Here is a 19,016-nt window from a genome sequence, read left to right on the forward strand (position 1 = left end):
GAACAGAGAGACGAAAAGCCGAATGCCTTCATCCACCCGCCGTTTCGCCCTTCTGACCGCGACCGTCGCGGCAGGCCTCCTCGCATCCGCGGCGCTCGCCGGCTGCACGCCGACGCCTACGCCGTCGAAGACGCCGACCGCTTCCGCGTCGGCCACCAAGACGCCGACGGCGACGCCCGTGCCGGTGGTGACGCCGACCGCTCCCCCGACGCCCGTCGGCATCACCTGCGATCAGGTGCTCACCGCGGACCAGCTCTACGCGTTCAACCCGAATTACGGCCCGGATCCGGACTATGCGCCCAAGGACGGCACCCTGGAGAAGAAGATCGTCGACTGGCAGGGCGTCTCGTGCGCCTGGAAGAACCAGACCAGCGGCGACGTCGTGCAGATCGCGGTCGCGAAGCCCCCGTCGGACGCCATGGAGAACCTGAAGAACGTGGCGATCACCGACGCCAAGCCGGTGCCGACCTACGGCGTCCCGCCGGAGATCGAGGGCTACTTCAAGGCCGGCAGCAGCGGCCAGGTGCAGATCTTCCGCGGCCCGTACTGGATCGTGTCCGAGTCGGGCGCGTTCTTCGAGCCGGGCGACGCGGCACCGCTGATGCAGAACGTGCTGGCGAACATCCCCGCGTCCTGACCGGGCACCCGTTCTCAGCGAACACCCGCCGGCCCCGCCGATTTCGCGGCGGCGGCCGACGGGATGCTAGCCTGGAGAACACCCTGGCCCCCATAGCTCAGGGGATAGAGCGTCTGCCTCCGGAGCAGAAGGCCGTAGGTTCAAATCCTACTGGGGGCACCATCTTTCCTCGCGGCGCATGTTGGATGTATCCACAAGCCGCGCCGTCCCCGCGGACCAGCCGCACTCTCGCGCTCTGCCCTGATGAGTACGCGACACCAGCCGACGTTCCCTGGAAGTCGCGCTAAGGGCGATGAGGCACGGACGCAAACAGGAAGCCCCCCGCTCAGCGGGGGGCTTCCGAGGTATGCACGCCAGTCCAAGCCCGGCGCTCGTAAGAACTACGATACGGTCTTCTGATGTGACGAGTCAACCAGCGTTGCAGCGCCTCCTGGGTACTGCGCGATTGGCGACCTACCTCACGGCAGCCAAGGGCGACCTGAACCGGGCCGCAGACCTGTATCTATGGGTCACCCAGGTATCAGGCGCATTGCACGGACAAATCTCCTTCGTGGAGATTGCAGTCCGAAATGCGATAGACGCCCAACTCGCGATCTGGAACACCGCGAGGGGATTCGGCGCGGACTGGACGGCGGCTCAAGGGACGGCTGACCCCCTGTACACGTTGCTGCGAAAGCAGCTTGAGGACGCCCGCGGGCGTGCCGATGTCGAAGCCCGAGAACGAGGCTCGAACCATCGCCGCCATGGCGTCGCCGCGACCCACGATGACGTCGTCGCCCAACTCATGTTCGGTTCGTGGGTGAAAGTCATCCGGCCCGTATCACGTACAGAATCACCGGCACGACAGCAGAGGCTCTGGGCCGCGGGAGTGTCTCTTGCGTTCCCCCACGCATCCAGCGACGACATGAGTCGAATCGCGATTGGAGACCAACTCGACACGCTCCGTCGGCTCCGAAATCGAGTTGCGCACCACGACAACCTGCTGGAAGTGGCGCTGAAGCACAGACTCAACGGCATGCTTTCATTGCTCGCCAAGCTCGACCCTGCGTACCCTCAGCTAGCCGCAGCGCGCTCCACCCTGCGACAGTTGATCAAGGATGACCCGCGCCGCGCCTGGTGATGAGAGCCGTCGCCAAGTGCGCTGAGCGCCGGGACACATGATGAAGACCCGCCACACGGGTGTGCACGCGCCCCTTAACGTCAGGGGGCCCGCGCTTTCGTGGCGCGGGCCCCTCGCGTTTCTCCTAGACGGCGTCCAAGTCCGTCTCGAGCAGCTCCACGAGCTCGTCGAGGGCTCCCTCCGCGCCCGGTGCGTCCGAGCGCAGGGTGACGACCGTCCCCTTGCTTGCGGCGAGGCCCATGAGCGAGAGGATGCTGCGCGCATCCAGCTCGGGTCCGTCGCCGACGGCGATCGTGACGGGGATGGCCTTCTCCTGCACCGACTGAACGAACAGTTTGGCGGGTCGGGCATGGAGTCCCGAGGAACTGGCGATGGTGGCGTGACGTTCGGTCATGGGATGTGTCCTCGTTCTGAGTGTCGAATGGTTACGCGGCCACGGTCTCGCGGACCGGCTGCTCGGCTGCGGTATCGGCCGGCGCCGACTCGACCCGGCGGCCCGGAGCGGTGAACCGCTTCAGAGCCGTCACGATCAGGGCGGTGGTGACGGTTCCGGCGAGGAGCGCCAGTGCGAAGCCCCACAGCGGGTCGATCGCGAAGAAGACGAACACGCCGCCGTGCGGGGCGCGCGACTCGACGGCGAACGCCATCGCGAGGCCGCCGGCGACCGCTCCCCCGACGAGGTTCGCGGGGATGACGCGGAGCGGGTCCGCCGCGGCGAACGGGATGGCGCCCTCGGAGATGAACGAGGCGCCCAGCAGCCAGGCGGCCGCGCCGTTCTCGCGCTCCACCTCGGTGAAACCGCGCCGGTACAGGAGCGTGGAGGCGAGGGCCATGCCCAGCGGCGGCACCATTCCGGCGATCATGACGGCGGCCATGACCTGGAAGCTGGCGTCCGTCTGCTGCGCCAGTCCGGCGACGGCGAACGCGTAGGCGACCTTGTTGACCGGGCCGCCGAGGTCGAAGCACATCATCAGTCCGAGGATGATGCCGAGCACGATCGCCCCGCCGCCGCTCAGACCGTTGAGGAAGCCGTTCAGCTGGGTCATCAGCCAGGCGATCGGGGCACCGAGGATGAGCAGCATCAACCCCGACGCGATGATGGACGCCCCGAGCGGGATGATCACCACCGGCATCAGGCCGCGGAGCCACCGCGGGACGGTGGGACGCCCGATCAGCCACGCCGCGAATCCGGCGAGCAGACCGCCGACCAGGCCGCCGAGGAATCCGGCGTTCATGAAGACCGCGATGGCGCCGGCGACGAAACCGGGAGCGATGCCCGGCCGGTCGGCGATGGCGAAGGCGATGTATCCCGCCAGCGCGGGCACAAGGAAGCCCAGGCTCACGCTGCCGATCTCGAACGCGATCGCGCCGAGGTAGTAGCCGAGCCCCTCCGGCGGGAGGTTCCAGATCGCGAAGTGCTGCAGCGTGTACACGGCGTTGTTCACGCCGGAGTCGCCGTGCGCCAGCGCGATGCCGTACCCGCCGAGGAAGGGCAGGAAGCTGATCGCGACGAGCAGCCCGCCGCCCGCGACGAACGGGATCATGTAGCTGACGCCCGTGAGCAGGATGCGCTGGAGGTTGCGGCCCCACGACACGTTCTGGGACGGCGCGGACGATGCCCCGGATGTCGTGTTGGCGCCGGCCTGGACGCGGGCGCCGTTCGGGTCCTTCGCGACGGCGACCGCCTCCGCGACGAGGGCCGCGGGCTGCTCGATGCCGCGCTTGACCCCCGAGCGGACGACCGGCTTGCCGGCGAAGCGCGCCTCTTCGCGCACATCCACATCGTTGGCGAAGATGACCGCGTCGGCGGCATCGATCACGCTCTGCGGGAGCGCCTGGTAGCCGCTCGAACCCTGCGGTTCGACGACCAGGTCGACACCGGACTTCGTGCCGGCCGCGGTGAGCGCGTCGGCGGCCATGAACGTGTGGGCGATGCCGGTCGCGCAGGAGGTGACGGCGACGATCCGGGCCGGGCGGCCGTCGATGAGGAGACCGTCGGCGACGGCGGCATCCGGGCGGGCCGCCTGCGGTGCGGCGGCGGGCGCCGCAACAGTGGCCTCCCCCTCGCCGATCGCCTCGTCGACGAGCGCGACGACATCCTGCGGCGTCTTCGCGGCACGGAGGCCGGCGGTGAACTCGTCCAGCATCAGGCTGCGGGCGAGCTTCGAGAGCACCGCGAGGTGCGTCTCCGCCGCATCGGCAGGCGCGGCGATGAGGAAGACGAGGTCGGCCGGGCCGTCGGAGGCGCCGAAGTCGACGCCGGGCTTCAGCCGGGCGAACGCCAGGGACGGCACGGTCACGGCCGCGCTCTTCGCGTGCGGGATCGCGATGCCGCCCGGCAGCCCGGTCTCGTCCTTCTGTTCACGCGCCCAGGCGTCCTCGTAGAGGGCGTCGGCGTCCGTCGCCCTCCCCTGCGCGACGACGTGCGCGGCGAGCTCGCGGATCACCTCGCTCTTGTCCGCGCGGCCCACGTCGAGTTCGACGAGTTCGGGGATGATGGTCTTCGATGACACGGTGTCCTCCAGGGTGGTTCGGGGTGACAGGTGGGTGGGGTTCAGGGATGCAGCGCGGCGACGCGGATGTCGCCCGGCGGCAGGTCGAGGGGGCGCGGGGCCTGGGTGCCCGGCAGGGATGCGGCGGCCGATCCGTAGCGGACCGCGTTGACGACCCGGTCCGCTGGGGCGGCGTCGGCGAGGTCGGCCAGCAGGTAGCCCGCGAGGGCGCTGTCGCCCGCTCCGACCGTGCTCCGCACCCGGATGCGCGGCGCCTCGGCGACGAATGCGCCGTCGGCGGTGACGAGGACGGAACCCTGCGCGCCGAGCGTGATCAGCGCCGCGCCCACCGTCTCCGGGACGAGAGGGCCGGCTGCGGTGAGGACCGCGTCGACCAGCCCGTCGGGATCCGGCCGGCCCGTGCCCGTCAGCTCGGCGAGCTCCTGCTCGTTCGGCTTGATCAGGTCCGGTTGCCCGTCGAAGACGGCGGCACGCAGGGCGTCGCCCGACGTGTCGACCGCGATCTTCGGTGCGTCGTCCCGCCAGCGGTCACGGACCGCACGGATGACGGTCACGTAGAAGTCGTCCCCCGCACCGGGCGGGAGTGATCCGGCCAGGACGAGCCAGCGTGCGCCCGCGCACGCGTCGACGACGGCCGCGACGAGTGCCGCGCTCTCCGCGGGCTCGAGGATCGTGCCCGGCAGGTTGAGCTTGGTCGTGACGCCGGCCGGGTCGGTGATGGTGAGGTTCGCGCGGGCGTGGCCGTGGACGGGGACGGGACGCGTGCGCACACCGGCCGACTGCAGCGCGACCCCGAACGGGTCGTCCGCGGCGAGCGGCAGGACGGCGAGAGCCGGGACGGCGGCGGCGGCGATCACCCGGGCGACATTGATGCCCTTGCCGCCCGCATCCTCCCGCGCCCCGACCGCGCTCTGGACCTCGCCGGGCAGCAGCGGGGCGCCGAGCGTGACGGAGCGGTCGAGCGACGGGTTGGCGGTGAGCGTGACGATCATGCGGACCACACCTCGACATCCGCCGCGGCCAGCGCCTCGGCCAGGGCGCCCTCCGGCGCCGCATCCGTCACCAGCAGGTCGATGGCGTCGAGCGGCGCGAAGGCGACCAGCGACTCCTGCTGGAACTTGCTGGAGTCGGCGACGACGACGACACGGCGCGCAGCGCGGACGATGGCCTCCTTCACGGCGGCCTCCTCCGGGTCCGGCGTGCTCAGGCCGAAGCCGGCCGAGACGCCGTTGGCGCCGACGAACACGATGTCCGGGCGCAGCGAGTGGATGGACCGAACGGTCCCGGCGCCGACCGCGGCGGCGGTCACCCCGCGGATGCGCCCGCCGATCACGGTCAGCGACACGCGCTCGGTTCCGGCCAGCGCCGGCGCGACGGCCAGCGAGTGGGTCACGACCTCGGCCTCGCCGCGTGTGCCGGACAGCCGGTCGGGCAGGAGTTCGGCGACGGCGGCGGTGGTCGTGCCCGCGTCGAGATAGAGGGAGCCGCGGAAGCCGTCTCCGAGGATGTCCAGCGCACGCGCGGCGATGCGCTGCTTGGTGTCCGCCCGCAGCGCTGTGCGCTCGGAGACGGAGACCTCGGAGGTGCTGACGCGGTCGATCGCGACGGCTCCGCCGTGCACCCGCCGGAGCGCACCGGACTGCTCGAGCGCGTCCAGGTCGCGGCGCACGGTCTCGGTCGTGACCCCGAATCGCTGGGCGAGGTCGACGACGGCGACGCGGCCGTCGTCGAGCAGCATCCGCTCGATCAGCCCCTGGCGCTCCATTGCGTACACGCGGTGTCCCTCCGTTGGTTTCCCACACGTTACAACACGTTCACAGAGAAAACAACATGCAGATGTGGTTTTCTGTTGCAGTCGTCGGACGGCCCGTAGAATCGACACTCCGATGGACTGCTCCTACTTCGACGCCGGCGCGTGCCGCTCGTGCACGCTGATGGGCGTCCCGTACGCGGAGCAGCTCGACGGCAAGGACCGCCTGGCCCGCGAGCTGCTCGCCCCCTACGGCGACGCCACCTGGCTCGCGCCGGTAGCGAGCGCCGAAGCGGGATATCGCAACAAGGCCAAGATGGTGATCGGCGGCACCGTGGAGCAGCCGACCATCGGCATCCTCGACGAAGCCGGCCGCGGCGTCGACCTGCGCGAATGCGGCATCTGCTCCCCCGGCATCCGCGCTGCGCTGCCCGTGCTCGCGCGGTTCATCACGCGGCAGCGGCTGGAGCCGTACCGCGTCCCCGAGCGCCAGGGCGAGTTGAAGTACGTGCTCGTCACCGAGTCGCCGGACCACGAGCTCATGGTGCGCTTCGTCGCCCGCTCGGAGCAGACGGTCGCGCGCGTCCGCGCCGGTCTCGGCCGGCTGCTGGGCGACCTGCCGAACGCCCGCGTCGTCACGGTGAACGTGCAGCCCGAGCACAAGGCGGTCGTGGAGGGCGACACGGAGGTCGTGCTCACCCGGGAGTCCACCCTCACGATGCGTCTCGGACCCGTGTCGCTGCGCCTCCGGCCGCAGAGCTTCTTCCAGACCAACACCGACGTGGCCACCGCCCTATACGGGCAGGTCGCCGCCTGGGTCGACGAGATCGGCCCGGCCTCGGTGTGGGACCTGTACTGCGGCGTCGGCGGGTTCGCCCTGCATGTCGCTGCTCCCGGACGCCGGGTGGTCGGCGTCGAGACCAGCCGGGAGGCCGTGCGCAGTGCCCGGGCGACGGCGGCTGCCGCCGGACTGCCGCAGGTGGCGTTCCGTGCCGGTGACGCGACGGCGTTCGCCGTGTCCGCAGCGGCGGCGCCGGAGCTCGTGATCGTGAATCCGCCGCGCCGTGGCATCGGAGCAGAGCTCGCCGGGTGGCTCGAGGGGTCCGGAGTCGGCAGCGTCGTGTACTCCAGCTGCAACCCGAAGAGCCTCGCGCACGACCTCGCACGGATGCCGTCGTACCGCGTCCGGGCCGGCCGGGTGCTCGACATGTTCCCGCAGACCGGGCACATGGAGGTGGCGGTGCTCCTCGAGCGCCGCTGAGCGACGACGGCGCTCAGGCGTCCGTGTGCTCAGGTGTCCTTGCGGATCCAGCGGAACGTGATCCGGCTCGCCAGCAGACCGACGACCAGCCACACCGAGAGCACGATCGCGATCCCGGCGAGCTGCCAGCTGCCTCCCGGCTCCCGCGCCTCGAAGCCCGGCGGCAGGAAGACGCTGCGCATCCCCTCGGCGATCCACTTCAGCGGGAACACGCTGGCCACGTTCTGCAGCCACGTCGGCAGCACGTTGAAGGGGATGTAGACGCCGGAGATGAACTGCAGGATCAGGACGATCGGGATGATGACGGCCGTTGCACTCCGACCGGTGCGCGGAATGGAGGACAGCGCGATCCCGAGCACGGCGGACGTCACGATGCCGAGCAGGTAGATCCACGCGAACCGCACCCAGAGCTCGGCTTCGGTCGGGAGCGCGACGTCGAACGCGAACCGGGCGACCACCAGCAGCAGGCCGATCTGCAGCACGCTCGTCGCGAGCACCTGGCCCATCTTCCCGATGAAGTACGAGATCACCGGCAGCGGGGTGCCGCCGAGGCGCTTCAGGGTGCCGTCGCTCTTCTCCCCTGCGATGTCGACGGCCAGGTTCTGGACGCCGGAGAGCAGGATGCCCGCCGCGATCATGGCGGGCAGGTAGTAGGCGGCCTGGCTGATACCTCCCGTGCCGTCCGGCGCCGCTCCGACGTCCCCCATCCCCTGGAACGCCACGGAGAAGATGCCGAGCATCACGACCGGGAACAGGAAGGTGAAGAAGATCGTGTCCGGCTGGCGGAAGTAGGTGATCGTCTCGTACCTGGCCCGCTCGATCCCCAGGCCGAGGGCGCTCACGACTCCGCTCCCGCCCGCTGGACGAGGTCGAGATACACATCTTCCAGGCTCGGCCGGATGACCTCGAGGTCGGAGGGTTCGCCGCCGGTCTCCGCGGTCAGCCTCGCGACGACGGCCGCGGGCGTGTCGGTGCGTTCGGAGCGCGGGATGCCGTCCGCGTCACGCCAGCGCACGATCGGGACGCGCGCCGCCGCTCCCCCGAGCTGGTGGATGGCGCCCATGTCGACGAGCCGTCCCTCGGCGATCACGGCCGCGCGGTCGCTCAGCTGGGCGGCCTCGTCGAGGTAGTGCGTGGTGAGCAGGATGGTGGTCCCCTCGCGTTTCAGCGAACGGATCAGCTCCCAGAACTGGTGCCGCGCCTCCGGGTCGAACCCCGTGGTGGGCTCGTCGAGGAACAGCAGCTCGGGCCGGCCGATGACGCCGAGCGCCACGTCGAGCCGCCTGCGCTGGCCGCCGGACAGACTGCGGACGCGCGCCTTGGCCTTGTCGGAGAGCCCGACCGCCGCCATCACCTCGTCGACGTCGCGCGGCGTCGGGTAGAACCGTGCGAAGTGGGTGAGCTGTTCGCGGACGGTGACGTTCGTCGCCTCCGCCCCGGTCTGGAGGACGATTCCGAGCCGCGCCTTCCACTTCGTCCCGCCTCTGGCCGGGTCGACACCGAGGACGGACACGTCGCCCGACGACCGGTCGCGGTATCCCTCGAGGATCTCGATCGTCGTGCTCTTACCGGCGCCGTTCGGGCCGAGCAGGGCGAACGTCTCCCCCGCGTGGATGTCGAAGTCGATCCCCCGCACGGCGTCGAACGATCCGTAGGACTTCCGAAGCCCCCGGACCGTCACCGCGCTGTCGCTGCTCACGGCCTCAGTATGGCAACCGGCCGGTGGACGTGTGTCCACCGGCCGGTGATGTCGCTCAGATCGCTCGGATCGCTCAGCTCGCCGCGGTCTCGCGCTTCGGCAGCTTCCAGCCCGGGCGCACGAAGTGGCAGGTGTAGCCCCACGGGATGCGCTCCAGGTAGTCCTGGTGCTCCGGCTCGGCCTCCCAGAAGGGACCGGCGGCGGTCACCTCGGTGACGACCTTTCCGGGCCACAGCCCCGACGCGTCCACGTCGGCGATGGTGTCCTCCGCGACGCGGCGCTGCTCGGCGTTCTCGTAGAAGATCGCCGAACGGTAGCTGGTGCCGACGTCGTTGCCCTGGCGGTTCTTCGTCGACGGGTCGTGGATCTGGAAGAAGAACTCGAGCAGGTCGCGGTAGCTGGTCCGCTCGGGGTCGTACTCGATCTCGATCGCCTCGGCGTGGGATCCGTGGTTGCGGTAGGTGGCGTTGGGGACGTCGCCCCCGGTGTAGCCGACGCGGGTGCTGGTCACGCCGGGGAGCTTGCGGATGAGGTCCTGCATGCCCCAGAAACATCCGCCGGCGAGGATGGCCTTCTCAGTCATTTTCTGTGTCCTTACTTCTCGAAGAGCTTCGTGTAGTCGCCGTAGCCGGCCGCGTCGAGCTCGGAGAGCGGGACGAAGCGGAGGGCGGCGGAGTTGATGCAGTAGCGCAGGCCGCCTGCCTCGGCGGGCCCGTCGTCGAACAGGTGACCCAGGTGGCTGTCGCCGTGGGCCGAGCGGACCTCGGTCCGCACCATCCCGTAGGTGCGGTCCACCTTCTCGACGATGTTCGCGGGCTCCACCGGAACGGTGAAGCTCGGCCATCCCGAGCGGCTGTCGTACTTGTTCACGGACGCGAACAGCGGCTCCCCCGACACGATGTCGACGTACAGCCCCTCCTCGTGGTTGTTCCAGAACTCGTTGCGGAAGGCGGGCTCGGTGGCGGCCTCCTGCGTGACCGCGTACTGGCGCGGCGTCAGCTGGGCGAGGGCCTCCGGGTCCTTGCGGTAGTCCTGTGTCACGTTTCCTCCTCGTGCGGCGCGCTGGCTGCGGCGCCGTCAGTAGGTGGAACACCCGAGCGCTCCGGGATGGTCCCGCTGATCCTGTGAGTTCGCCGAGTGCGCGAAGGCCGAATGGAAAGGGGTAGACGCACGCCGAAGCCGCCCCCTAGCCTGGCGGCGTTCCGAGAGCGTCACCCACCCGTTCACAGCACAGAGCGAAGGAACATCCATGCCGAATCCCACCATCGTCCTCGTCCACGGCGCCTGGGCGGACGCCTCCAGCTGGAACCCCGTCATTTCGGATCTCCGCGCGCGGGGGTTCACCGTCTACGCCCCGCCGAACCTGCTCCGCGGGGTGACCGGGGATGCCGCGTACGTCGCCGCCTTCCTCGCGCAGCACACCGAGGGGCCGGTCGTCCTCGCCGGGCACTCGTACGGCGGCGCCGTCGTCAGCGGCGCCGGGCTGGGCGGCGGCGATGTGCGGGCCCTCGTCTACGTGGATGCGTTCATCCCCGACGAGGGCGAGAACGTCGTCGGTCTGCTCGCCGGCTCCGGGTCCGCCCTCGACGTCCCCGACCCGACGACGGTGCTCGACATCGTCGGCTACCCCGGGGCGCCGGAAGGCGATGCGGACGCCTACCTGAAGGCATCGACGGTCCGCGATTTCTTCGCCCAGGACCTCTCCGAGACCGACCAGGACCTGATCGCCGCCGGTCAGCGGCCGATCGCGCTCGCCGCCAACGTCATCGCGGCCGGCCCTCCCGCGTGGCAGAGCCTCCCCGTCTGGTCCGTCGTCGGCACCGAGGACCGCATCATCCCTCCAGCGCTCCAGCGCCGGATGTCCGAGCGCGCGCAGGCGACGATCGTGGAGACGGCCGCAGGGCACGTATCGATGCTGGCCGCCCCGGACGTCGTGACCGGCACGATCGTCGCGGCGGCCGAATCCCTCTCCTGAGTCATGGGCGGGCCTCGTGGCCCGGTTCGCCGTGGGTGCGCCGCTGCTCCTTGAGCTCCGCCTCGTAGAGGTGGCGGCGGCCCCCGGCGAGCCGGTCCCGCGCCTCGCGCTCGAGGTCGCGGAAGAGGGCGTAGTAGCCGTCGTCGAAGTCCTCGACGATCTGGAACGTCCACCGTCCCTCGATGACGTTCCGGCCGACCAGTTCTCGCTCGATGCGGTCGGCGAGGTCGGCGTGGCCGGCGTCGCGCAGCTTCTCGACGGCCTCGCCGAGCGTGAAGTCGGCCTTCCCGGTCAGGCGGTGGAAACCGTAGAGGAGCCCGCGCGCGTGCTCGACCACCTCGAGCGCCTCGCTGAGGCTGCCGAGCGCATCCACCGTCGCGTCGTCCAGGCCGTCGGGTCGCGTGTGCTGTTCGTCGGGTCCGTCGGTCATCGGTTCTCCTCGTCTCTCGGGCTCGTCGCCTCGGTGGCCGCGGCAGTGGCGTCGGCGTCGGCGTCGAGGTCGCCGTCGCTGTCGCTGTCGCCGTCGCTGTCCCGGATGATCGGGATGGCGTCGGTGAACTGCTGCGCGCGCTGCTCGTTCTCGGGGCTGCCGCTGAACAGGCGGCCCTCCTCCTCGCTGCGGGCGCGCGCCGGCCGGTCGCGCGGTTCCGGCGGCTCGACGAGCTCCACCCGCTGTCGCGGGAGCGACGTGGGAGAGTACCGCTGCATCCAGTCGATCAGCCGCTCGCGGACCAGGCAGCGCAGGTCGAACAGCGTCGGTGCGTCCTTCGCGGTGACGAGCACCCGAACGCGCACCCAGCCTCCGATGGCGTCGGTGACCTGGAGGATGCCGGTTCGGTGGTCCCACAGATCCGTGGTGGCGAGGATGCGATTGAGCTCCGCGCGCATCCCGCCGGTCGAGACCCGCCAATCGAGGTCGAACTCGATCGAGCCGAGCAGCTCGCTGTGCTGCCGCGTCCAGTTCTCGAACGGCTTCGTCGTGAAGTAGGTGGACGGGAGCACGAGTCGGCGGTCGTCCCAGACGTGCACGACGACGTAGGTGAGCGTGATCTCCTCGATGGTGCCCCACTGCTGCTCCACCACGACGACGTCGTCGATGCGGATGGCGTCGGAGAACGCGAGCTGGATGCCGGCGAACAGGTTCGCGAGGCTCGACTGGGCGGCCACACCGGCGATGATCCCGATGACGCCTGCGGAGGCCAGCAGGCTCGCGCCCGCCGCCTGCAGCGCGGGGAACGTCAGCAGCACGGCTCCCAGGCCGATGACGACCGCCGCCACGATGGTGAGCCGCCGCAGGATGAGCACCTGGGTGCGCACGCGCCGCGCGTAGCGGTTGTCCGGCACGTCGAGCCGGTAGCGCGCGAGCCCGAGGTCCTCCACGAAGACGACGAAGGCGGCGACGAACCAGACGCCGGTGGCGATGCTCAGGATGAGGAACGTGTGATTGATGCCGCTCCGCCAGGCCGCCGTGACCTCCGGCGGCATGCTGACGGCCACCGCGATCCACAGCACGATCACGACGAGGAACAGCCGGAACGGCATGCGGACGTGGCGGATCAGCAGCTCGGGCCACTGCCTCCTCCGGCCGATCAGACGCAGCACCACCGCCAGGATGGCCGTGACGGCGACCGCGACGACGACGGCCAGGAGGCAGGCGACGGCGAGGCCGGGCCAGCTGTGGAGGGGGAACACGGGTGGGAGGACTCCTCGGGGTCGAATTCGCGAAGGAGTGTACGCGCGCACCGCCGGAGGGTCGACCCGCCCTCGCAAGCGCGGGGCCAGCGGACTAGCCTGGCCATTCGGGCGACGTCCGCCGATCGGCGACGCAGGACGCGTAAAGGAGCGGGAATGGCAGCGACACGGACACTCTTCATCGGCGGGACGGGCGTCATCAGCTCGGCGTGCGTGGCGGAGGCCCTCGAGCAGGGCCACGAGGTCACGGTGGTGAACCGCGGGAACAGCTCGACCCGCCCCCTCCCCGATGGCGTCGAGGTGCTGCATGCCGACATCCGCGACCCGGAGAGCGTGCACCGCGCGCTGGGCGAGCGCAGCTTCGATGTCGCCGCCGAGTTCCTCGCCTTCACGCCCGAGCACATCACGACCGACTTCGACCTGTTCGAGGGCCGGGTCGGGCAGTACGTCTTCATCAGTTCCGCCTCCGCCTACCAGAAGCCGCCGTCGCGCGTGCCGGTGACCGAGTCCACCGCGCTGCGCAACCCGTTCTGGCAGTATTCGCGCGACAAGATCGCCTGTGAGGATGCGCTGATGGAGGCGTACCGCGACCGCGGCTTCCCCGTCACGATCGTGCGGCCGTCGCACACCTACGACCGCACGATGATCCCGACGTCCGGTCACTGGACCGACCTCGAACGGATGCGCCGCGGCGCCCCCGTCGTCGTGCACGGCGACGGGACGAGCCGGTGGACGATCACGCACAACACCGACTTCGCGGTGGGGTTCGTCGGACTGCTCGGCCGCCCGGAGGCCGTCGGAGACGCCTTCCACATCACCGGCGACGAGGCCCCGACGTGGGATCAGATCTACTGCTACCTGGCGGAGGCGCTCGGCGTCGAGGCCGAACTCGTGCACGTGTCGAGCGAGTCGATCGCTGCCGTCATCCCCGAGGTCGGCCCCGGCCTCCTCGGCGACAAGGCGCACTCGATGCACTTCGACAACAGCAAGATCCAGGCGATGGTTCCCGGGTTCCGTGCGCGGGTGCCGTTCGCCCGCGGCGCCGGGGAGATCGTGGAGTGGTACCTCGCCGACCAGGAGCGGCAGCGTGTCGATCCCGACCTGGATGCGGCGTTCGACCGCCTCGTGGAGCACGCCCGCGCGCTCGGCTGAGCACGCGGGCGCGCTGCGTCACTTGGTGTAGCCGCTGCCGGAGGTCGGCGTGGACGACGAGGAGGTGATCTTCGTGCCGTCCGGTGCGACGACCCACCAGATGCCGCCGAAGCCCTGGCCGGTGACGTCGCCGGCCGAGGAGTCGCCGGCGTAGGTGTACAGCGGGTGCCCATCGAGGGTGACCTGCTTCTTGCCGTCGACGCCGGTGATCGTTCCGACGGTGCCGGTGACCCCCTGCACGGTCGGGTGGTCGCTCCCGGCCTCGATGGCCGGCCACTGGGTGGCGCACTGCCCGGAGCAGACGCTCATCCCGGAACCGGCGGTGTCCTTGTCGAAGACGTAGGCGGTGAGGCCTTTCCCGTCGACGACCACGGTGCCGAGCGTGGTCGAGCCGGTCTTGAGGGCGGTCGCGCCGGACGCAGAGGCGCCGGACGACGTGGACGTCGACGGACTGGACGAGGCGGGCGCCGAGTATCCCCCGCCTCCCGTGGTCGAGCAGGCGGCGAGCGCCAGGAGGATGGCGGCGGCTCCGGCCGCCAGTGCCGCGAAGCGCGTGGGTGAGGTGATGTTTCTCATGAGCGGATGCTCCCTTCCACCCATGGCACGCTGCCGAAGGGCGGATGGTTCACTTCCTGAGAGGACCATCAGGCGCTCATCTGGAAACAGGAGCTTTACTATAAAGAAACTTTCCTGATACATTTCCGCGAGAGCATCGTTCCAACGAAGGGATGAGGATGACCGGACCGGTTCGGGGCACCCCCGGGTGGCTGCGCGAGACCAACGATCGCACCGCCCTGTCGTTGCTGCTGCAGCACGGCGTCCTCACCCGCAACCGCATCGGCGAGCTCTCCGGGCTCTCCAAGCCGACCGCCGCGCAGATGGTCGCGCGGCTCGAGACGGCGGGCCTCATCCACGTCGTCGGGGAGGTCTCCGGCGGCCGCGGACCGAACGCCGCCAGCTACGCGGTGCGGACCGACCGGATGCTCGCCGTTGCCATCGACATCGACGCCGAGGCCCTGCACTCGACCGTCGTCGACGCCTCCGGCTCGGAGCAGCCCATCGCCGTCACGCCCCTCGCCGGGCGTTCCCCTGAAGAGGATGTGCGCGCGGCCATCGAGGCGGCCTGCGCAGTGGCCGGCGCCGATCCGCAGCAGGTGCGCTCCGTCTGCATCGGCGTGCAGGGCGCGCTCGACCCGCGCACCGACGAGTTGACCTACATCGAGACGCTCCCCGGCTGGCCCAAGCAGGGCATCGGCCGGCGGCTGCGCGACGCCCTCGGCATCGAGGTGCGCATCGACAACGACGTGAACCTGGCCGCGCTCGCCGAGCGCACGGACGGCGCCGGGCGCGACACGGGCGGCTTCGCGCTGCTCTGGATGGGCGACGGCCTCGGCCTGTCGGTCGACCAGGGCGGCAGCGTCCACCGCGGAGCGTCCGGGGGCGCCGGCGAGATCGGCTACCTGCCCATCCCCCGCTCCGCCGCCGAGCTCGACCCCGAGGCAGGCGACCTGCAGGACCTCATCGGAGGCCCGGCGGTCGCCCGGCTCGCGGCCCGCCACGGGGTCTCCAGCGACGGCGCCTTCGCCGGCGACCCGGACGCACGCGAGGCGTTCCTCGGCGAGCTGGCGCGCCGGGTCGCCGTCGGCGTCGTCCCCGTCCTCGCCCTCCTCGACCCGGAGCTGGTCGTGCTGGGCGGCCCCACCGGCTCGGCGGGCGGCGACCGGCTCGCCGAGCTCGTCACCTCCGAACTCCGCCCCGCCTGGGGCGAACGCAACGTCGTCGCGACCGGCGTCGACGCCCACCCGGTGCTCCGCGGAGCCAGGGAGCACCTCATCGGCGAGGTGCGCGACGCGCTCTTCGCCGAAGTGTCGCGGATCGCACCGTAGCGACCCGCGACCGCACCACCGCATCCACCCGCACCACCCCATCCACCCACATCCCGCACCACCACACCTGCACCCACCGACAGTGAGGGAGCCACCCGTGAAACACCGCCATCTCATCGCCGCGGCAGCGGTCACCGCCGCCGCCGCGCTCGCCCTCTCCGGCTGCTCCGGCGGCGGAGGCGGCACCGACTTCGCCGCCAGCACCCCGAAGGACCTCAGCGGCACCGTGTCGTTCTGGCACTTCTTCTCCGACCGCGAGGCGAAGGTCATCCAGTCCGTCGTCGACGACTTCGAGAAGAAGTACCCGAAGATCAAGGTCGACGTCCACTCCGGCCAGGACGACGAGAAGCTCCAGAAGGCCATCGCCACCGGCAGCAAGGTCGACGTCGGCCTCTCGTACTCCACCGACATCGTCGGGAACTTCTGCTCGAACGGCGCCTTCCGCAGCCTCAACAAGGTGATCGAGCGCGACGGCGTCGACATGAGCCAGTTCTCCGACACCGTGAAGTCGTACACCGAGTTCAAGGGCACCCGCTGCGCGATGCCGATGCTCGCCGACGTCTACGGCCTCTACTACAACACCGACCTGCTGAAGGCGGCCGGCTACACCGCACCGCCGAAGACGCTCAGCGAGCTGGAGTCGATGGCCGAGAAGCTGACGACCTTCAACCCGGACGGCTCCATCAAGACCCTCGGCTTCAACCCGACCATGGGCTGGTACGAGAACTCGGCCGCCCACGTCGGTCCCGCCGCCGACGCGAAGTGGCTGAAGTCCGACGGCACCAGTGCGGTGGGCTCCAGCGAGGGCTGGAAGGAGCTGATGACCTGGCAGAAGAAGTTCGTCGACACCATCGGCTGGGACAAGCTCAACGCCTTCACCTCCGGGCTCGGTCAGGAGTTCTCGGCCGACAACGCGTTCCAGACCGGCCAGGTCGCGATGAACCTCGACGGCGAGTACCGCACGGCGTTCATCGACGACCAGGCGAAGGACCTCCACTACGGCACCGCGCCCTTCCCGACCGCCGATGACCAGACGCAGCTGTACGGCGGCGGCTACATCACCGGCAACATCATCGGCATCTCCAAGGGGTCGAAGCAGCCCGAGCTCGCCTGGGCGCTGTTGCGCTACCTGACCACCGACACGGACGCCGTCGTGAAGCTCGCCAACGGCCTCAAGAACGTGCCGACGACGAAGGATGCTCTCGCCTCGCCGAAGCTGGAGGTCTCGGAACAGTTCAAGACGTTCCTCGACATCGCATCGAACAAGAACGTCCAGACCACGCCGCCGAGCCCGCTCGGCCCCGGCTACCAGCAGTCGCTCCAGGACTGGTGGAACAAGTACCAGAGCCAGGGCGGCGACCTCGACGCCGGACTGAAGTCGGTCGACAAGCAGATCAACGACGCGCTCGCGCTGAGCACCGGACCGTGAGCCGGACGCCATGACCGCGACCGCAGAACGCGTGGGGCGGGCCACCGCCCGCCCCACGCGCCGCTCCCCGGCCCGCCGCAAGCGCTCCCTGGTGACGCTGGCGCTGCTCGCGCCGGCCCTCCTCGGGCTGCTGATCTTCTTCGTCTACCCGCTGATCGCCTCCGTCTACTACTCGTTCACGCGGTTCGACCTCGTGTCGCCGCCGCAGTGGATCGGCCTGCGCAACTACCAGTACCTGTTCACGCAGGATCCGAACGTCTGGCTCGCGACCCTCAACACGCTGTGGTTCGTCGTGATCTGGGTGCCGGTGAAGACGGCGTTCGCGCTCATCGTCGCCGGACTCCTCGCCCGGGCGCGCCGCGCCTCCGGCTTCTGGCGAACCGTGTTCTACGTGCCCGCCCTGGTGCCGCCGGTCGCGAGCGTCGTCGCGTTCGTCTTCCTGTTCAACCCCGGCACCGGACCGGTGAACCACATCCTCGGCTTCTTCGGCATCCAGGGACCACTGTGGTTCAACGACCCGGCCTGGTCGAAGCCCTCCCTCGTGCTTCTCGGCATCTGGGTCATGGGCGACGTGATGATCATCTTCCTCGCCGCCCTGCTGGATGTGCCCCGCGAGCAGTACGAGGCGGCGTCGCTCGACGGCGCCAACGGCGTCCAGAAGGTGCGCTACGTGACCATGCCGTCGATCGCCCCCGTGCTCCTCTTCGCCGTCGTGACCGGCGTCATCGCGGCCATCCAGTACTTCACCGAGGCGGCCGTGGCCTCCTCGGTGGCGTCGGGCAAGGCCGTGGTAGGGCAGGGCATCAGCTCCAACCTCGGCTACCCGGACGGCTCGCTCCTCACGTACACGCAGTGGCTGTACGTCCGCGGCTTCGGCACCTACCAGCTCGGCTACGCCTCCGCCCTCGCGGTGCTGCTGTTCGTGGTGGCCGCGGTCATCCTCGTCCTGCTGCTCCGCCGCTTCAAGGCGTTCACCCCGGAAGGCGCGCAATGACCTCGGCAACCCTCACCCCCGGCACGGCGACGACGGACCGTCCCGCCCTGCCGCCCCGGCGCATCCCGACCCCGCGGTCCGCCCGCGCCCGGCGCATCCTGAGCTGGATCGCCGAGCACGCGGTGCTCGTCGTGCTCGCGGTGCTGTTCATCGCGCCGGTGATCTTCGTGTTCCTCACCTCGCTGATGTCGAGCGAGCAGACCCTGACCGCATCGCTCTGGCCGCAGCCGTTCCACTGGGACAACTACGTCAAGGTGTTCACGACGGTGCCGCTCGCGCAGTGGTTCGCCAACTCCGCGATGTACGCGGTGCTGGCGACGGCCTTCATGCTGCTCTCGAGCGTTCCGGCCGCGTACGCGCTCGCCAAGATCCGGTTCCGCGGCTCCGGCGTGCTGTTCACCGTGATCATCATCGCCATGCTGCTGCCGCCCCAGGTGACGGCCATCCCGATCTACGTGATGTGGTCGCAACTGGGACTCACCGGGACGCTGTGGCCGCTCATCCTGCCGAACCTGCTCGGCGATGCGTTCTCGATCTTCCTGCTCCGGCAGTTCTTCCTCACCATCCCGAGCGAATACGCCGACGCGGCGCGGATCGACGGCAACGGCGAGTTCGGGGTGCTCTGGCGGGTGGTGCTCCCGATGGCGAAGCCGGGAATCGCTGCCACCGCGATCTTCCTGTTCTTCGCCTCCTGGAACGACTACTACGGGCCGCTCCTGTACACCTCCGAGAACCCGGCCGCGTGGCCGGTCGCCTACGGTCTGGCGTCGTTCCGCGGCGTCCACGGCACCGACTGGGGGCTCACCATGGCCATGACGATGCTCGTCACCGTCCCAGTCGTCCTCATCTTCTTCTTCGCCCAACGCGTCTTCGTGGAGGGCATCACACTCACCGGCGTGAAGGGATAA

Annotated in this window: 20 protein-coding genes and 1 tRNA gene; 10 read left to right on the forward strand and 11 right to left on the reverse strand. The window is 70.0% G+C overall.

Features of this window, described 5'->3' with window-relative positions:
* Positions 1-22: 22 nt before the first annotated feature.
* From H284_RS0103970 to H284_RS20840, 3 genes are all read left to right on the forward strand, one after another.
* On the forward strand, positions 23-637 hold the full coding sequence (locus tag H284_RS0103970; RefSeq protein ID WP_018190328.1) for a hypothetical protein: 615 nt from the start codon (positions 23-25) through the stop codon (positions 635-637).
* Positions 638-723: 86 nt separating this feature from the next.
* Positions 724-799 (forward strand) — tRNA-Arg (locus H284_RS0103975).
* A gap of 238 nt (positions 800-1,037) precedes the next feature.
* Positions 1,038-1,757: an Abi family protein gene (locus H284_RS20840; protein ID WP_166645315.1), complete on the forward strand. Its 720-nt coding sequence runs from the start codon at positions 1,038-1,040 to the stop codon at positions 1,755-1,757.
* Positions 1,758-1,881: 124 nt separating this feature from the next.
* Here the strand turns inward: H284_RS20840 and H284_RS0103980 are convergent, their stop codons facing one another.
* The 4 genes from H284_RS0103980 to H284_RS0103995 are packed head-to-tail and all read right to left on the reverse strand — an operon-like array spanning position 1,882 to position 6,044.
* Positions 1,882-2,151: an HPr family phosphocarrier protein gene (locus tag H284_RS0103980; RefSeq protein ID WP_018190327.1), complete on the reverse strand. Its 270-nt coding sequence runs from the start codon at positions 2,149-2,151 to the stop codon at positions 1,882-1,884.
* A gap of 31 nt (positions 2,152-2,182) precedes the next feature.
* The gene (locus H284_RS0103985) at positions 2,183-4,270 is read right to left on the reverse strand and encodes a PTS fructose transporter subunit IIABC (protein ID WP_020075234.1); all 2,088 of its coding nucleotides are present in this window, start codon (positions 4,268-4,270) and stop codon (positions 2,183-2,185) included.
* A 41-nt stretch (positions 4,271-4,311) separates the two neighbouring features.
* Positions 4,312-5,262, reverse strand: a complete 951-nt coding sequence (locus H284_RS0103990) for a hexose kinase (protein ID WP_029042808.1) — start codon at positions 5,260-5,262, stop codon at positions 4,312-4,314.
* Complete coding sequence (locus H284_RS0103995) at positions 5,259-6,044, reverse strand: DeoR/GlpR family DNA-binding transcription regulator (protein WP_026307112.1); 786 nt, start codon at positions 6,042-6,044, stop codon at positions 5,259-5,261. Before H284_RS0103995 ends, H284_RS0103990 begins: the two co-directional genes overlap by 4 nt.
* A gap of 112 nt (positions 6,045-6,156) precedes the next feature.
* On the opposite strand from H284_RS0103995, the gene rlmC reads away from it, so the two are divergent.
* Positions 6,157-7,281, forward strand: coding sequence for a 23S rRNA (uracil(747)-C(5))-methyltransferase RlmC (gene rlmC / locus H284_RS0104000; protein WP_020075236.1), 1,125 nt, complete (start codon positions 6,157-6,159; stop codon positions 7,279-7,281).
* 29 nt (positions 7,282-7,310) lie between these two features.
* Here the strand turns inward: rlmC and H284_RS0104005 are convergent, their stop codons facing one another.
* The 4 genes from H284_RS0104005 to msrB form a co-directional block, all read right to left on the reverse strand.
* Positions 7,311-8,123 carry an ABC transporter permease gene (locus tag H284_RS0104005; RefSeq protein ID WP_020075237.1) on the reverse strand — a complete coding sequence of 271 codons (813 nt, stop codon included), beginning with the start codon at positions 8,121-8,123 and terminating at the stop codon, positions 7,311-7,313.
* The gene (locus H284_RS0104010) at positions 8,120-8,980 is read right to left on the reverse strand and encodes an ABC transporter ATP-binding protein (protein WP_020075238.1); all 861 of its coding nucleotides are present in this window, start codon (positions 8,978-8,980) and stop codon (positions 8,120-8,122) included. The genes H284_RS0104005 and H284_RS0104010 overlap by 4 nt, the downstream gene beginning before the upstream one ends.
* Before the next feature lie 73 nt (positions 8,981-9,053).
* Positions 9,054-9,563: a peptide-methionine (S)-S-oxide reductase MsrA gene (gene msrA / locus H284_RS0104015; RefSeq protein ID WP_020075239.1), complete on the reverse strand. Its 510-nt coding sequence runs from the start codon at positions 9,561-9,563 to the stop codon at positions 9,054-9,056.
* An 11-nt stretch (positions 9,564-9,574) separates the two neighbouring features.
* Positions 9,575-10,021, reverse strand: a complete 447-nt coding sequence (gene msrB / locus H284_RS0104020; RefSeq protein WP_018190319.1) for a peptide-methionine (R)-S-oxide reductase MsrB — start codon at positions 10,019-10,021, stop codon at positions 9,575-9,577.
* Positions 10,022-10,229: 208 nt separating this feature from the next.
* Between msrB and H284_RS0104025 the strand changes: the two genes are divergently transcribed.
* On the forward strand, positions 10,230-10,955 hold the full coding sequence (locus H284_RS0104025) for an alpha/beta fold hydrolase (protein ID WP_020075240.1): 726 nt from the start codon (positions 10,230-10,232) through the stop codon (positions 10,953-10,955).
* Between the two features lies 1 nt (position 10,956).
* Here H284_RS0104025 and H284_RS0104030 read toward each other — a convergent pair whose 3' ends face one another.
* Positions 10,957-11,385, reverse strand: coding sequence for a hypothetical protein (locus H284_RS0104030; protein WP_020075241.1), 429 nt, complete (start codon positions 11,383-11,385; stop codon positions 10,957-10,959).
* Complete coding sequence (locus H284_RS0104035) at positions 11,382-12,647, reverse strand: mechanosensitive ion channel family protein (protein WP_020075242.1); 1,266 nt, start codon at positions 12,645-12,647, stop codon at positions 11,382-11,384. Before H284_RS0104035 ends, H284_RS0104030 begins: the two co-directional genes overlap by 4 nt.
* A 156-nt stretch (positions 12,648-12,803) precedes the next feature.
* On the opposite strand from H284_RS0104035, the gene H284_RS0104040 reads away from it, so the two are divergent.
* Positions 12,804-13,799, forward strand: a complete 996-nt coding sequence (locus H284_RS0104040) for an SDR family oxidoreductase (RefSeq protein ID WP_020075243.1) — start codon at positions 12,804-12,806, stop codon at positions 13,797-13,799.
* Positions 13,800-13,817: 18 nt separating this feature from the next.
* On the opposite strand, the gene H284_RS0104045 is transcribed toward H284_RS0104040, so the two are convergent.
* Positions 13,818-14,375, reverse strand: coding sequence for a COG4315 family predicted lipoprotein (locus tag H284_RS0104045; protein ID WP_020075244.1), 558 nt, complete (start codon positions 14,373-14,375; stop codon positions 13,818-13,820).
* A gap of 158 nt (positions 14,376-14,533) precedes the next feature.
* Between H284_RS0104045 and H284_RS0104050 the strand changes: the two genes are divergently transcribed.
* From H284_RS0104050 to H284_RS0104065, 4 genes are all read left to right on the forward strand, one after another.
* A complete protein-coding gene (locus H284_RS0104050; RefSeq protein ID WP_020075245.1) occupies positions 14,534-15,685 on the forward strand; it encodes an ROK family transcriptional regulator in 1,152 nt (383 codons plus the stop codon).
* A gap of 97 nt (positions 15,686-15,782) precedes the next feature.
* Complete coding sequence (locus H284_RS0104055) at positions 15,783-17,114, forward strand: ABC transporter substrate-binding protein (protein ID WP_018190312.1); 1,332 nt, start codon at positions 15,783-15,785, stop codon at positions 17,112-17,114.
* A gap of 10 nt (positions 17,115-17,124) precedes the next feature.
* Positions 17,125-18,108: a carbohydrate ABC transporter permease gene (locus H284_RS0104060; protein ID WP_020075246.1), complete on the forward strand. Its 984-nt coding sequence runs from the start codon at positions 17,125-17,127 to the stop codon at positions 18,106-18,108.
* Entirely contained in the window at positions 18,105-19,016 is a 912-nt protein-coding gene (locus tag H284_RS0104065; RefSeq protein ID WP_018190310.1) for a carbohydrate ABC transporter permease, read from the forward strand. Before H284_RS0104060 ends, H284_RS0104065 begins: the two co-directional genes overlap by 4 nt.

Origin of the sequence: Cryocola sp. 340MFSha3.1, from assembly GCF_000383315.1 — a bacterium.
In the GTDB taxonomy this organism is placed as follows: domain Bacteria; phylum Actinomycetota; class Actinomycetes; order Actinomycetales; family Microbacteriaceae; genus Leifsonia.